This window comes from Sporomusa aerivorans (assembly GCF_041428895.1).
Classification (GTDB): domain Bacteria; phylum Bacillota; class Negativicutes; order Sporomusales; family Sporomusaceae; genus Sporomusa; species Sporomusa aerivorans.
In genome coordinates this window covers 5,648,509-5,662,896 of sequence record NZ_CP156926.1, presented here as the reverse complement: position 1 = coordinate 5,662,896, position 14,388 = coordinate 5,648,509, and the positions used below count along the sequence as shown (strand labels likewise).

Here is a 14,388-nt window from a genome sequence, read left to right as displayed (position 1 = left end):
GAAGGGTGTATGAATCAATTAAAACAGTCACAGGCAGGGACATTAGAATCTAACGACATCGTTATCACTGTCGGGCCTCGCGACAAAGGGACCGGCATAGTGATTGAGCTACAGAGTCTGGTGTTCGCCCAGTACGGGGCTCAGATTAAGAAAGTGATCGAAGACACTGTAAAAGAACAAGGTATCCATGATATATATATAAAGGCCGTTGACAGAGGGGCGCTGGACTGCACCGTGAGAGCCCGGACGCTAGCCGCCTTGTCCCGTGCCGGGGTTGCGCTGAAGGAGGGGAGTTTATGGAACTGAGAAGGACACTGCTGTTTATCCCCGGCAACAACCCGGGTATGTTGCAAAATGCCGGTATACTCGGTGCGGATTCCGTTATTCTCGATCTGGAGGATGCCGTCGCGCCGCGCGAAAAAGATGCAGCCCGCTTGCTGGTGTGCCACGCCTTAAAAACGACTGACTTTGGCAGCTGTGAGAAGGTAGTGCGTATCAACCCTATCGATACTTCGGCCCAAGAGGATGTTGCCGCCATAGTTCCTTGCCGTCCTGACGCGCTGCTTGTCCCCAAGGTCAACAGTGCCGCGGATATTCACCAGGTCGTACGCTGGCTTGAAGCAAGTGAAAAGAGCAACCAGCAGCCGGTAAAAATTATAGCTCTCATCGAAACGCCGCTCGGGATTGTAAATTGTTATTCCATTGCTGCCGCCCATCCGCGTGTTGTAGCCGTGGCGCTTGGCGCGGAAGACTACACGGCTGGTCTTGGTACTTCGCGAACCAAGGACGGACAGGAAATCTTCACGGCACGCACCATTTTGGTAAATGCAGCGGCTGCCGCCGGAATTCAAGCCATTGACACTCCTTTTACCGATGTACTTGATGAGGACGGGCTAGCAGCAGATATTGCTTTCGCAAAGAAAATGGGTTTCAAGGGAAAACTCGTAATTAACCCCCGGCAGGTGGATGCCATTCACGAAGGTTTTAGCCCGAGTGCTGCCGAGATTGAATGGGCCCAGCGGGTTGTCGCAATTATAAAAAAAGCAGAGGAACAGGGTGCCGGGGCAATCTCTTTAGACGGGAAGATGATCGATAAGCCTATTGTTGACCGGGCCGAAAGACTTTTACAATTGGCTCAGGCACTAGGCTTGGAAGGGAGGCGGTAATGATGAAAAATGCAATTGGCCGTACAATACCAGGCTACGTGGAAGGATACGGAGAAGTAAATCTTTTTAACGGCGCCTTCCAAACTCTTCCCAACATGTTTCGACAGGCTCCTGCCGTCAAGACGCGCACACCCTCTGACAGCAAGTTAGTAGGCGGCTTAGAGGAAGTATTTCGCCGGATTCCGGTAAAAGACGGCATGACTTTATCTTTTCACCACCATTTCCGTAATGGCGACGGAGTACTGAATATGGTGCTTGCGACAGCAGCTAAGCTTGGCGTCAAGAACCTGAATATTGCTATCAGCTCGGTGTTTCCGGTGCATGCGCCATTGGTAGAACACATTAAGAATGGAGTTGTCACCGGACTTGACACGAATTATATGTCAGGGCCAGTTGCTGACGCTATTTCACGCGGGGTACTCAGCCGGCCTGTAATCATGAGAACGCACGGCGGGCGCGCCCGCGCTATTGAGTGCGGTCAGCTTAAGATCGATGTCGCCTTTATAGCCGCACCGGCCGCCGATGATTATGGTAACATTAATGGAATAATGGGGCCGGCGGCTTGCGGATCGCTTGGCTATGCCATACCTGATGCCGAATATGCTGATCATGTAGTTGCGGTGACTGACTACCTTTGTGAATATCCATTGTCGCCGGTCTCGATATCGCAAACCAGAGTGGACTATGTAGTAGCGGTAGATGTCATTGGTGATCCCCGGGGCATTGTTTCCGGCAGCACAAAAGTGACCAAAGATCCGGTAGGGCTCAAAATTGCTCAAACGGCAGCCAAGGTTATCAAAGCGGCCGGATTAATTAAAGAAGGTCTGTCTTTTCAGACGGGAGCAGGCGGCGCCTCACTGGCAACTGCGCACTATATTGGAAAAATGATGGAACAGCAAGGCGTAACGGCCAGTTTTGCCATGGGTGGTATCACAAGCTATCTGGTTGATATGCTCAATCACGGCTTACTGCGTAAAATTACGGATGTGCAAGGTTTTGATTTAGAAGCAGTCCGCTCTATCGGCGCCAATCCAAATCACATTGAAGTAAGCGCCGGCGTTTATGCTAATCCTTTTAACGCCGGCTGTATCGTAAACAAACTTGATACCGTTTTCCTTGGGGCAACTGAAATTGATACGGATTTTAACGTTAATGTTACTACCGGCTCCAATGGAGTAATCATGGGTGGCTCGGGCGGTCACAGCGATGCAGCGGCCGGGGCCAAGTTAACGCTCATTGTTGCCAACTTACTGAGGGGGCGCCTGCCGACTGTCCGGGATAAAGCGCTGACTGTTACGACACCCGGCGAAACCGTAGATGTGCTGGTAACTGAGCGAGGGGTAGCCGTAAATCCATTGCGAACAGATCTATATAAAGAAATGCTGGCAGTAGGATTGCCGGTGAAAGACATTCATGAGCTTAAACGTGAAGCGGAAAAAATCGCAGGTGTTCCCAAGGCCATCAAGACCAGTGACCGTATTGTGGCAGTAGTCGAATACCGCGATGGCACCATTATCGATGTTGTACGGCAAGTGACCGACTAGTATGGAAGAGTAAACGGGTCATGTCTGCCACAGACGGTATTTGAGCAGGAAGCCGGTTTGGGCAAGACCAAAAGCAAAGACAGGAGACAGGGTATTGGCAGGAATTGCCGTCAACTCTGTCTCCTAAAAGTTTATCCGACGACTTAGCTTCAGATGGGGTTAAAACCCCACCTGAAGCTAAGTCTACTTTATATTACTTTAAATCAAGTGGTAAAATAACCCGTGATTTGAACAATGAAAATATAATTTGCCGTGTCCCAGCTTATGAAAGCGAAATTGCATATTCCATTCGGGATATTGTTTAACGATAAAAACCCTGTCTCCCGTGACATAAGCAACAAAAGATATATAATGGTCTTTTTTCATTTCGTGCGATGAAGAAACATAGAGTTCATCCTCAACCGGTTCTATATTCAGTAAATGACTCTCGGCTCCTTTGGCGGCAGCTAATGCCTCCAGTCTTTTCCCGCAGCAGGAAATATTGGCGTCTCCTGTTGCGGTCAGGAGATTATTACACTGCGGGCAAACGTAAAATTTAAGCTTTTTCATATTTCCTCCGATAGTTTCATTTAGTGCAAGGTTACCGGAAAGCAGTTCTTCAATATTGACTCCAAGCAGTTGTGACAGCTCGGGGAGTAATGAAACATCCGGACAGCCAAGGCCACGCTCCCATTTGCTGATTGCTTTGTCACTGATATTCATTAAATCAGCGAGCTGCTTTTGTGTCAGATCTTTTTCTTTTCGCAGATTGTATATTAACTTGCCGATTTTATCGCAATCCATCAGCGTCACCTCCGAATTTAATTTTAGGATATATTTTAAATACTATCAATAAACGAACCGTAGAGTCACGCCGGGAAGCAAAGCGAAAAATACCTGTGACCCTTATCTTTTTACATAGTATAATCAGATTTTGCCGCCATACCCGCTAGCAGAGATTAGAAAAATGTGATGGCAGGAACCCTGCTTAATTGTGTGAGAAATAATCCCGGAGCCTTAAAGTATTTTAACAAGCGTATGGTGTATGTTATACTCAAAGCACAGAATTTTATATTTATTATGACGATCGCATTGCGGGGGAGTCGAATAGGATTGGGGGAAAGCGGTTGGCAATCAGTGACAAGCATGAAAAGTTAGGGGCTCTTTTTGATGTATTACAGGAAACGCAATCCTGGTTTTTACACATTTTAGACTCCATTTATGACGGATTGTTAATCTGTGATGCTGATTTTGTTGTCAGATACATCAATCCTGAATATACGCGGATAACAGGTGTCGCCTACGAGACAATCGTAGGCAGGGAACTAAGTGAGGTCAGGCCGGGAGCCATTTTGCCCCAGGTTATTTTTTCCGGGGTACCTCTGGCCGGTGTCTATCGGCGTGAGGGTGAGACCGAATATGTTGTCGATATGGCGCCGATTATGATTGACGGACAGGTAGCAGGCGGGATTTCTATTGTCAAAGATGTTACGGAAGTGCACCGGCTTAGTCAGCAAGTAAATAAATTTGAAAAAAAAGCCAACCGGTTGAAGAAGATGGTTGAGCATGCCTACCGGGCCCGCTATAGTTTTAAAGACCTTATCGGCCAAAGCGGTTCAATACAAAAGGCTGTCCAGTTTGCGAAAAAAGTAGCTGTTGGTGTATCCGATATTCTTATCACCGGGGAAAGCGGCACCGGCAAGGAAATTTTCGCCCAGGCCATTCATAGTGAAAGTAAACGCAGTCATGGCCCCTTTGTGGCGCTTAACTGCGCTTCACTGACCTCCAGTCTGGTAGAGAGTGAACTGTTCGGTTATGAGGAAGGGGCGTTTACGGGCGCGCGTAAAGGGGGAAAAACCGGCCTGTTTGAGATTGCCGACGGCGGCACGATTCTTTTGGACGAAATCGGTGAGTTAAGCCTGGAAATACAGAGTAAGTTGCTGCGGGTTCTCCAGGAACGGGCCATACGCAAGGTTGGTGAAGCCGGCGAGGTAGAGCTGGATATACGCGTAATAGCGGCTACTAACCGGAACTTGGCGGATATGGTGAAAGAGGGACGGTTTCGCCATGATTTGCTGTATCGGCTTAATGTTCTTAATCTGCATTTGCCGCCGCTCAGAGAACGGGGCGGCGATGTCGCGGCGCTTGCAGATCACTTTTTGACTCAGTTCTCGCAGAAGGTGAGCCGGCCATTCCGGTTTTCGCCGGAAGTCTACGGTATTCTGCAAGCTTACAACTGGCCGGGAAACATCAGGGAGCTGCGGAATGTAATTGAATTCGCCGCTAACATGTGTGAAGAAAATCTAATTACGCAGCTGCATTTGCCGCCGGTTCTCCTTGTGGAAAGCACAAGTCAGACGGCCCCGTCTAAAACCCTTGCTGATATGGTTTGTGAAACCGAGCGGCAGTTGATTATTAATGCCTTGCGAGGCGAAGACTCTTCCGTTGAAGGTAAGCGAAAGGCGGCAAAACGGCTGGGTGTTTCACTGGCTACGCTTTATAATAAAATGAATCGGTTTGGCATTGCCGGCGGCAGTGACTGACAGACGTCGAATATATTTATTTTGGCTAACGGGAGCATAACGCTTATTGGAAATTCAGACGATTTCTAATAAGTTAGAAACCAGGAGCAAGGAGTTTCTAAGAGTTTAGAAACTCCTTGCTCCTGGTTTTATTACTGTGGTGGGGACAGGGTAAATACGGTGTAAGCTTTTTTATATTTCTAATTATTTAGAAATACTTATTAATACTGGATGCGAAAATCACAGTAAATTCAAGCATGATGAGCCTGGCATGAATCTTGCTGTAGATATAAGTGCGAAGAATATAACCTGTGGGAGAGGGGGGCAGTAACTAAAATCACCTGATTGAATTCATATTAGTCTTATCATTATCTATTTTGCAGGGAGGAAAGAGGATGCTGGCATTATTAGGCTTAATTACGCTTGTTGTACTTTTAGGGGCTATTATATCCAAAAAAATGTCCCCGCTGATAGCCTTGATATTTGTACCGGTGATCGCGTCGCTTGCGGGCGGGTTTGGTCTCGCAACAAGCAAATTTATTATTAGCGGTATTCAAAACATTGCACCTGTGGCTACCATGTTCGTTTTTGCCATTCTATTTTTTGGCATTATGGGCGACGCAGGCTTGTTTGATCCAATTATCGACCGAATCCTAAAAGCTGTCGGTGCAAAGCCTACGAGGATTTTAATGGGTACGGCGCTGTTGGCGCTGCTGATCCATCTCGACGGTTCCGGCGCTGTTTGTTTCTTAATTACTATTCCGGCAATGCTGCCGATCTACGAACGTTTGAAAATGGATAAAAGATTGCTGTGCTTAATGGTTTCCATGGCGGCTGGTGTTAACTATCTGCCGTGGACAGGCCCGACACTGAGAGCATCGGCTGCAATGCATACACCTGTGGCGGAAATTTTTAGCCCTTTGCTTATTCCGCAGATCGTTGGCCTGGTTTATGTGTTTGCCGTTGCCTATCTGCTGGGCAGACGGGAGGAAGCGCGCATGGGGATACAAGCCGCTGATATAGCCGGTATCGTCCTGCAACGGGAAATGAAGCCGGAGGAAGCAGCCCTGCGCCGGCCGCAAAGATTCTGGATAAATGCGGTTCTGGCCATCGTGGTTATGGGCACCATGATCAGCGGCAAAATTGATCCGGCGCCTATGTTCATGATTGGTACAGTAATTGCGTTACTAATTAATTATCCGGATGTGAAAGCGCAGAAAGAAAGAGTTGACGCTCATGCCAAAGCCGCTTTAATGATGGCCAGTATTCTGCTGGCCGCCGGCGCATTTACCGGCATTATGAAGGGGACCGGCATGATAACGGCTATGGCTAAGGTTGCCGTATCCTTTGTGCCGCCGGCGCTGGCGCAGCATATTCCCTTTGCCCTGGGCTTAATCTCGATGCCGTTAAGTTTAATCTTTGACCCGGATTCCTTCTATCTTGGCGTATTGCCGGTAATTGCCGAGGTTGGTAAAATGCTCGGCGTGCAGCCGATTGCCGTGGCTCAGGCCGCTCTCATGGGCCAGATGACCGTAGGCTTTCCGGTAAGTCCCCTGACGCCGGCGACCTTCCTGATAGTCGGCTTAACCGGCGTTGAACTCGGTGAACACCAGAAGTTTGCCATACCCTTCCTGTGGGGCGCTTCCATTATCATGACGATTACATGTGCAATCATAGGTGTTTTCCCATTCTAATTCATGAAGAGGTGGACATAAAATGAAAAAAATACGTATTGGTTCCGGCGCCGGCTATGCCGGCGACCGTATTGAACCGGCTGTAGAACTGGCGGAAAAAGGTAATATTCAATATCTGAGCTTCGAGTGTCTGGCTGAGCGGACCATTGCCATAGCCCAGCAGGCGAAAATGAAAGATACCAATGCCGGTTACGATGCCTTGCTGGCGGCGCGGATGGAAGCGGTACTGCCAATCTGTCACGCCAAGGGCATTAAGATTATTAGCAATATGGGCGCCGCCAACCCCATTGCCGGTGTGCAGAAAATAAAGGAAATAGCTCAAAAAATGGGGATCAAGGGCCTGAAAATCGCCGCTGTTACCGGTGACGATGTATTGTCGGTAGTAAAAGCAGGCGACTATACTATCGAAGAAACCGGCGCAAAGCTGGCGACTATTAAGGATAAGCTGGTTTCCGCCAATGCCTATCTTGGCGTTAAGCCAATCGCCGAAGCCCTTAAGAACGGCGCCGATATCGTAATTACCGGTCGCGTCGCCGATCCGGCCCTGTTTATGGCTCCCTTGATTTATGAGTTTGGCTGGAGCGAAACCGACTGGAATATTCTTGGCCAGGGTACCGTTATCGGCCATTTACTAGAATGCGCCGGCCAAATCACCGGCGGCTACTTTGCCGATCCCGGTTACAAAGATGTCGACGGCTTGGCGCGACTTGGCTTCCCGATTGCCGAAGTAAGTGAAGACGGAACTGCCGTCATCACCAAAGTGTCTGGTTCGGGCGGCAAAGTGACGCTGGCTACCTGCAAGGAGCAATTCCTGTACGAAATTCATAACCCGGCAGCTTATATGACACCTGATGTGGTAGCCAATTATACCACCGTTGCGATGCGGGAAATCGGCCCCGATCAGGTCGAAGTCAAAGGCGGGACCGGCCAGGCCAAACCGGCTACATTGAAAGCCTCCATCGGCTATGTCGACAGCTATATCGGTGAAGGTCAAATTAGTTATGCCGGGCCGGGGGCGGTAAACCGGGGACGGCTGGCTCTTGCGATTGTGGCTGAACGGCTGAAATTAATGGGGGTTCAATACAGTGAACTGAAACTGGATCTTGTCGGCGTCGATTCTCTGCATGGCGGGAAGTTATCGCAAACCGGCCATGAGCCTTATGAAGTGCGCGTCCGTGTTACCGGCCGGACACAAAACATGAAGGAAGCCGTACGTATCGGCAATGAGGTTGAAACACTGTATACCAACGGTCCGGCCGGCGGCGGCGGCGCTACCAAAGTGGCCCGGGAGGTTGTCGCTATGGTATCGGTGGTTGTTCCCCGCGAATTAGTTTCCTACAGTCTGCATTATGAGGTGATATAGCATGAAGTTACGTGAGATTGCGCATTCCCGTACCGGCGATAAAGGCAATACCTCCAATATTTCGGTAATTGCCCATAATCCGAAAGATTATGCATTTTTGGAACAACATGTTACTGCAGAGCGGGTTAAGGAGTTTTTTAGCGATATTGTCCAAGGCGAGGTTGTCCGTTATACACTGCCCAATATCGGAGCTTTAAATTTTGTTATGTATCAGGCGCTTGGCGGCGGCGTCACCAGGACGCTGGCGCTGGATATCCACGGTAAAGGACTCAGCTCGGCGCTGATGAACCTTGATCTGCCGGATAAGAAGTAGATTAAGGAAATCCCGCCCCGGGGCGGGATTTCTTTATTCAATATATTAAAACACAGGAGGCCTCTATGGTAAAAATAGTTAAAACAGAGGATGTTATACCTTTGATTACAGATGGCATGGCAGTGGCAATCGGCGGTTTTCTTGCTGTAGGCACCCCGGAACTGCTTGTAGATCAACTGGTGGACAGCCAGGTAACAGGTCTTACCGTCATTGGCAATGACACCGGCTTCCCCGATAAAGGGATTGGCAAACTGATTGTCAGCCGGCAAGTAAAAAAAGCAATTGCATCTCACATTGGCACTAATCCGGAGACTGGCAAACAAATGAATGCCGGTGAATTGACTGTTGAACTGGTACCGCAGGGAACACTGGCCGAACGGCTGCGCTGCGGCGGTGCAGGCTTAGGCGGTGTACTGACGCCGACCGGCTTAGGGACAGTGGTTGCTGAGGGGAAAGAAGTCCTCACTGTCGCTGGCCAAGAGTATTTGCTGGAGACACCGCTTAGAGCCGATGCTGCCTTAATAAAGGCTGCTGTTGCGGATAAAAGCGGTAATCTGGTATGCCGCCGGGCAGCCGCTAACTTTAACCCGGTTATGGCTATGGCTGCCGACTTAGTTATTGCTGAAGTGGACAAGATTGTGGAAACCGGCGAAATAGAGCCCGATCATGTTACTGTTCCGGGTATTTTAGTTGACTATATTGTACTGTCAGGGAAAGGAGCATAACATGGACGCAAAAGAAATAATTGCCCGCCGCGTTGCCCAGGAACTACATGACGGCAATGTTGTAAACCTTGGAATCGGCATCCCGACAATGGTAGCTGACTATATTCCTGAAGGCATTCATGTAATGCTTCATTCTGAAAATGGCTTTATTGGTTTGACGTCTGTTGATGGCGAATTTTTAGACCCTGATATTGTAAACGCCGGCGCGAAACCGGCCGCTATAATTCCGGGGGGAGCCTGCTTTGACAGTGTCATGTCCTTTGCTTTGATTCGGGGCGGACACCTTGATATGACTGTACTCGGGGCTTTGGAGGTTGACCAAAGAGGAAATTTGGCTAACTGGATGGTACCGGGAAAAATTGTTCCCGGCATGGGCGGGGCGATGGACTTGGTATCAGGGGCAAAAAAAGTTATTGTTGCCATGGAACATACGGCCAAAGGCGGCGCCGCCAAAATCCTGAAGAAATGCACCCTGCCGCTGACCGGACAGGGAGTTGTGAATATGATTGTGACCAATCTGGCTGTTTTTACGGTGAATGACAACGGCTTAGTGCTTACCGAGACGGCTCCCGGTGTCTCGGTCGCTGCTGTACAGGCGGCAACAGAAGCCGACTTCGCCGTCGATGCCGCCTTGAAACAAATGAGTCTGGGGTAGTGTAATCATTTCGCTAATAATTAACTAAAGGAGATTCGAAATGAAAGAAGTTGTTATTGTAAGCGCCGTCCGCACGCCGATCGGCAGTTTTAACGGCTGCCTGGCCGCCTTGCCGGCGGTGGATTTGGGCGCCATTGTCATAAGCGAAGCACTTAAGCGCGCCCAAGTAGATCCCGCTGCTGTGGACGAAGTAATCATGGGCAATGTGCTGCAAGCCGGTTTAGGGCAAAATCCGGCCCGCCAGGCGGCGCTCAAAGGCGGCGTACCGCAGGCAGTCCCGTCCTTTACCATTAACAAGGTCTGCGGTTCGGGACTAAAGGCTGCCAATCTCGCCGCCCAGGCTATTCTGTCCGGTGACGCCGACATCGTTGTGGCCGGCGGTATGGAAAGCATGAGTAATGCGCCGTACCTGCTCAACAAAGCACGGTCCGGTTACCGGATGGGTCATGACAAGCTTGTGGATTCGATGATTCAAGACGGTTTGTGGTGCGCCTTTAATGATTACCATATGGGGATTACGGCTGAGAATGTAGCGGCCCGTTATGGCATTACCCGGGAAGAACAGGACCGGCTGGCGGCTGAATCGCAGGCTAAGGCTGTTCAGGCGATTGAGACCGGAGCCTTTAAAGAGGAAATTGTGCCGGTCGCAATCAAAACCAAAAAGGGTGAGGTAGTCGTTGATACTGACGAATACCCGCGAGACGCCACTACGGCCGAAAAGCTGTCCGCACTTAAGCCGGCCTTCAAAAAAGATGGCACCGTTACTGCCGGCAATGCCTCCGGCATTAATGACGGAGCGGCGGCTTTGGTCCTGATGTCGGCGGCAAAAGCGCAGGAACTGGGGCTTGAACCTTTGGCCCGGTTGCGTTCCTATGGCGAAAGCGGCGTAGACCCGGAAATTATGGGCATTGGCCCGGTACCGGCCACCCGCAAAGCCTTGCACAAAGGCGGCATTTCGGTGAGTGACCTGGATGTGATTGAGGCCAACGAAGCCTTTGCCGCCCAGTTTCTGGCCATAGGTAAAGAACTAAGCCTGCCCCAGGATAAGATTAATATTAACGGCGGGGCAATCGCTCTTGGCCATCCGATAGGCGCCAGCGGCGCCAGAATCTTAGTAACCCTGATTCACGCGCTGCGTACCCGGCAGGGCAGATTTGGCCTGGCAACCTTGTGCATTGGCGGCGGCCAGGGCGTCGCAACTGTTATCGAAAGATAATCTAGTGTGATAGTAATTTTTTAACTGAGGGTGCAACTGACTAAATTCAGCAACGCTAGTCCTGGTATGTAGATATCGCAAGGATAAGTAGAGAGCTCCTGTTCGATCTAACAGGAGCTCTCTTTTTTTAATGTATCAGAAATTATAAGTTTTGGGAATTGCTGAGCCCATATAAAACAAAAGGTGCCGGCGCAGGCGACCATTATACAACGCTGCGCCGCTGGCGCTTAACCTCCGCTTTTGCATAACGGCCGCCTGCGCCTCAGTAGGGTTTACGCCCAGCTTGAGCCAGGAGACGGTGACCCCGGCAACCCTGGCAACTCCCGTACCCCTCTCCGGCCTTTTAGCTTTTGGAGACTTCGGGCCTAGACTTTTTGTTACTTTGCCGTTCCATGCATGCACGTATTTACCGCAATGCGCGAGTAACTAAAGCTCAAAGAGCGAAGTAATACCCAACAAAATAATTATAATGCCGGCAATCTTGTTGATCCGGCTCAAGGTGACTGGCGTCACTTTGTTGTAGAAAAGATGCACTATACCTGTAAGTGTGAGCCACCAGAGGGCTGAGCCGGTAAAGACTCCAATAGCCGCTAGGCAGGTTGTGAAAAAGTCAGTGATTAGCACCGCAATGCCTAAGGAAGAAAATACGGCAATAAAAGCAAAAATAGTAATGGGATTGGTCAGGGTAAGGAAAAAGATGCCGGCAAACAGTTTGTATAAGTTCGGGGGCTTTTGTTCGGGACCAAGGTCTTGCGGGGCAGAGCAGAGTGTCCTAAGTCCCAGATAAATGATAAATATACCGCCTCCCCAGCGAAAGGCCAGATGATAGCGGGAAATAAAATCTGTGATAAAACTTAAGCCTGCCGCTACTGCATAGCCGTATAAAGTGTCGGCGAGCGCTGCGCCGAGGCCCACTGTCAGTCCGGTTATATACCCGTAGGTTAATGTGTTCCTAATGCAGATAAGATTGACCGGACCAATGGGCGCGGCTAAGAAAAAGCCGCTGAGGATGCATTTTACCAGCAGTACATAGTCCATAGCAGGCCTCCTGATAGAAGCTTTCCTAACAGTTTTGGTGAAAAACGGCGCAAATATACTTTGTCCCTGCCGGGATGCATAAGGATTGCCGCTCAGGATATAATTAAAAACAACGGTTGTCCTACATTTTTCTACGAGTTTATCCTACGAATAACCTTCAGATGAGGCTAAAACCCCACCTGAAGCTAAGTCTACTTTATAGGAGTATATTCATGATTGCAGAGGTAATTGACAAAGCGCTGCGGCGTTTTGAGGATAGCAACTCACGGCCGGCGGTGGTTAAAAGAGCGGGCGAATCTTTGCGCCAGTTGGTAAGCAAAGGTCTAAACCCGGAAATACTTGCCGCTATTCAGGAACGGCGGCTGCGGGATACAATATCGTACGCCGGTCTGAATTCGCCTTTTTACCGGCGGATATTTAAAGAATGCGGCCTGAGGCCGGCAGACGTCCGGACAACTGCCGATTTGCAGAAACTGCCGTTTACGACTTCGCAAGATATTCTGCAATGGCAGGATTTTCTTTGCGTGCCGGAAGAAAAACTGGCGGCGGTTTATACTACCTCAGGTACAACCGGCGAGCCTAAAAGAGTGTATTATACCTTCAGGGAAATTCAGATGTTGTCAAACCTCTACGGTATGGTAATCCGTATTGCCCATACCGGCAGGCTGGTTGCACTGATTGCAATGCCTGTCGGCCATGGACTGTGGATCGGCGGCGCCAGTGTCCAGCGCGCGGTGGAACGGGCTGGCGGTTTACCGATCAGTGTTGGTGCCGATAACCCCCAAGAAACGCTGAAATGGATGCGGCGCTTTTCACCAAATGTAATATTCTCTTCGCCGTCCTATATGACGGCCCTGACCCGGGAGGCCCAAGCGTCCGGCTATCACAGCCAGTTTGATAAAATTATACTTGCCGGCGAAGTACTAACTCCGGCTCATAAAGAGTTGTTTGCCGGCTATTGGCAGGCAGCGGTTTTCGACAGTTATGGCTCAACGGAAATTGGCAGTGCGCAAACCATTGCCCTACCCGAATGCAAAGCCTTTCATCTGAATGATTTACATCTGATAACCGAGATCGTTGATCCTGTGACCGGTAAACCGGCTGAGGAAGGCGAGCTGGTCTTTACCACAATCCGCCGGGAAGGAATGCCTTTAGTGCGCTACCGCTCAGGCGACAGGGCGCGCTGGGACAAATGCGGCTGCTGGCTGCCGCTGAAAGCCGTCAGCATTAAAGGGCGTACGGACGATATGATTGTTGCCGGTGACATGAATTTGTACGGGCGGGTTATCGCCGACGCCATAGGTAAGGTCGCCGGCACTACCGGCAGGGTTCAATTACTGGTAGAGAAAGCCGGCCTGGCCGATAAATTGACAGTCAGGACTGAGGGAGCCCCTGATAAGGAATTAGTGAAGGACGCTTTAATCGCTGCCTACCCGCAGCTGGCCGTTAACGCAGAAAACGGGAGCTTGTCCCTGATTGTTGAAGTAGTAAGTGAGCTTGGGCCACAGATAAAAAATCTAAAAATAATGGATCTACGCTGATTTGACCGCCGCAAATGTGCGGCTTTTTTTATCCTGATAGAAAGTATAACTTTCGCCTGGATAAGGGCAACATCGGTTTCCGCTTTCGCCCAAGGCTCGGCGCAAACCGTGTTTTCTTTATACTGTCAGAAGGTTTAATTTTCCTCCACAGGTTTGGCGCAGGCGCCGGGCGCTCTGACGGCTGGAGCTGGGCGTTCTACCCTGCTGAACCTGTACAGGGGAGGTTATGAATAGTATATGTAGGCGGGAGTGTTTTATGGTAGAATGGATTTAAGACGCCACAGGTTGGTGAAGGTCAGCGCTGATATATCGTCCCGCCCTTAAGCGGCGGGGATTACAGAAGCTTCGGGCAAGGAAATTATCCGTTTAATCAAGTCTCCCGGAAGGCTGAGTAATCTCATAAAATGAGCGGACCAAGCTTGCTGATGGTCTGCTTTTTTATCCTGATAGAAAGTATAACTTTCGCCTTGATAAGGGTAACATCAAGGCTCGGTGCAAGCCTCGTTTTATTTATACTTGAGGATACGCCAACCTTCAGGCGTGATTGCCAGACGATGCGGGTGAGTTGGGTGAAGCTTCTTTGAACTCTGCAAGAGCCGCTAAATTTTGTAACAATAAACGAAGGAGTAGCT

At 49.8% G+C, this 14,388-nt stretch carries 13 protein-coding genes; 11 read left to right on the top strand and 2 right to left on the bottom strand.

The genetic code is table 11. The features are described from left to right. The first annotated feature begins 9 nt into the window (after positions 1–9). Genes citD through citF form a run of 3 tightly spaced genes read left to right on the top strand, consistent with a single transcriptional unit; the run spans position 10 to position 2,710 of the window. Complete coding sequence (citD, locus tag SATMO3_RS26945) at positions 10–306, top strand: citrate lyase acyl carrier protein (RefSeq protein WP_371373586.1); 297 nt, start codon at positions 10–12, stop codon at positions 304–306. Next, positions 297–1,166 (top strand): CoA ester lyase, encoded by an 870-nt coding sequence (locus SATMO3_RS26940; protein ID WP_371373583.1) that lies wholly within the window; start codon positions 297–299, stop codon positions 1,164–1,166. Before citD ends, SATMO3_RS26940 begins: the two co-directional genes overlap by 10 nt. A 2-nt stretch (positions 1,167–1,168) precedes the next feature. After that, a complete protein-coding gene (gene citF, locus SATMO3_RS26935; RefSeq protein WP_371381805.1) occupies positions 1,169–2,710 on the top strand; it encodes a citrate lyase subunit alpha in 1,542 nt (513 codons plus the stop codon). A gap of 198 nt (positions 2,711–2,908) precedes the next feature. On the opposite strand, the gene SATMO3_RS26930 is transcribed toward citF, so the two are convergent. Continuing rightward, positions 2,909–3,493 (bottom strand): helix-turn-helix domain-containing protein, encoded by a 585-nt coding sequence (locus SATMO3_RS26930; RefSeq protein WP_371373580.1) that lies wholly within the window; start codon positions 3,491–3,493, stop codon positions 2,909–2,911. 323 nt (positions 3,494–3,816) lie between these two features. On the opposite strand from SATMO3_RS26930, the gene SATMO3_RS26925 reads away from it, so the two are divergent. The 7 genes from SATMO3_RS26925 (at position 3,817) to SATMO3_RS26895 (ending at position 11,177) form a co-directional block, all read left to right on the top strand. Next, entirely contained in the window at positions 3,817–5,232 is a 1,416-nt protein-coding gene (locus SATMO3_RS26925) for a sigma-54 interaction domain-containing protein (protein ID WP_371373577.1), read from the top strand. Between the two features lie 374 nt (positions 5,233–5,606). Then, the gene (locus tag SATMO3_RS26920; protein ID WP_371373575.1) at positions 5,607–6,905 is read left to right on the top strand and encodes a CitMHS family transporter; all 1,299 of its coding nucleotides are present in this window, start codon (positions 5,607–5,609) and stop codon (positions 6,903–6,905) included. Between the two features lie 22 nt (positions 6,906–6,927). Continuing rightward, positions 6,928–8,268, top strand: coding sequence for an acyclic terpene utilization AtuA family protein (locus tag SATMO3_RS26915; protein ID WP_371373573.1), 1,341 nt, complete (start codon positions 6,928–6,930; stop codon positions 8,266–8,268). Position 8,269: 1 nt separating this feature from the next. Continuing rightward, positions 8,270–8,581 (top strand): hypothetical protein, encoded by a 312-nt coding sequence (locus SATMO3_RS26910; protein ID WP_371373570.1) that lies wholly within the window; start codon positions 8,270–8,272, stop codon positions 8,579–8,581. Positions 8,582–8,646: 65 nt separating this feature from the next. Next, positions 8,647–9,306: a CoA transferase subunit A gene (locus tag SATMO3_RS26905; RefSeq protein WP_371373567.1), complete on the top strand. Its 660-nt coding sequence runs from the start codon at positions 8,647–8,649 to the stop codon at positions 9,304–9,306. A 1-nt stretch (position 9,307) separates the two neighbouring features. Further along, complete coding sequence (locus SATMO3_RS26900; protein WP_371373564.1) at positions 9,308–9,961, top strand: 3-oxoacid CoA-transferase subunit B; 654 nt, start codon at positions 9,308–9,310, stop codon at positions 9,959–9,961. 40 nt (positions 9,962–10,001) lie between these two features. Then, positions 10,002–11,177 (top strand): acetyl-CoA C-acetyltransferase, encoded by a 1,176-nt coding sequence (locus SATMO3_RS26895; RefSeq protein ID WP_371373561.1) that lies wholly within the window; start codon positions 10,002–10,004, stop codon positions 11,175–11,177. 426 nt (positions 11,178–11,603) lie between these two features. Here SATMO3_RS26895 and SATMO3_RS26890 read toward each other — a convergent pair whose 3' ends face one another. Next, positions 11,604–12,215: a LysE family translocator gene (locus SATMO3_RS26890; protein WP_371373558.1), complete on the bottom strand. Its 612-nt coding sequence runs from the start codon at positions 12,213–12,215 to the stop codon at positions 11,604–11,606. A 212-nt stretch (positions 12,216–12,427) separates the two neighbouring features. Here SATMO3_RS26890 and SATMO3_RS26885 point away from each other — a divergent pair, with 212 nt between their 5' ends. Then, positions 12,428–13,756 carry a phenylacetate--CoA ligase family protein gene (locus tag SATMO3_RS26885; protein ID WP_371373555.1) on the top strand — a complete coding sequence of 443 codons (1,329 nt, stop codon included), beginning with the start codon at positions 12,428–12,430 and terminating at the stop codon, positions 13,754–13,756. Positions 13,757–14,388 lie beyond the last annotated feature (632 nt).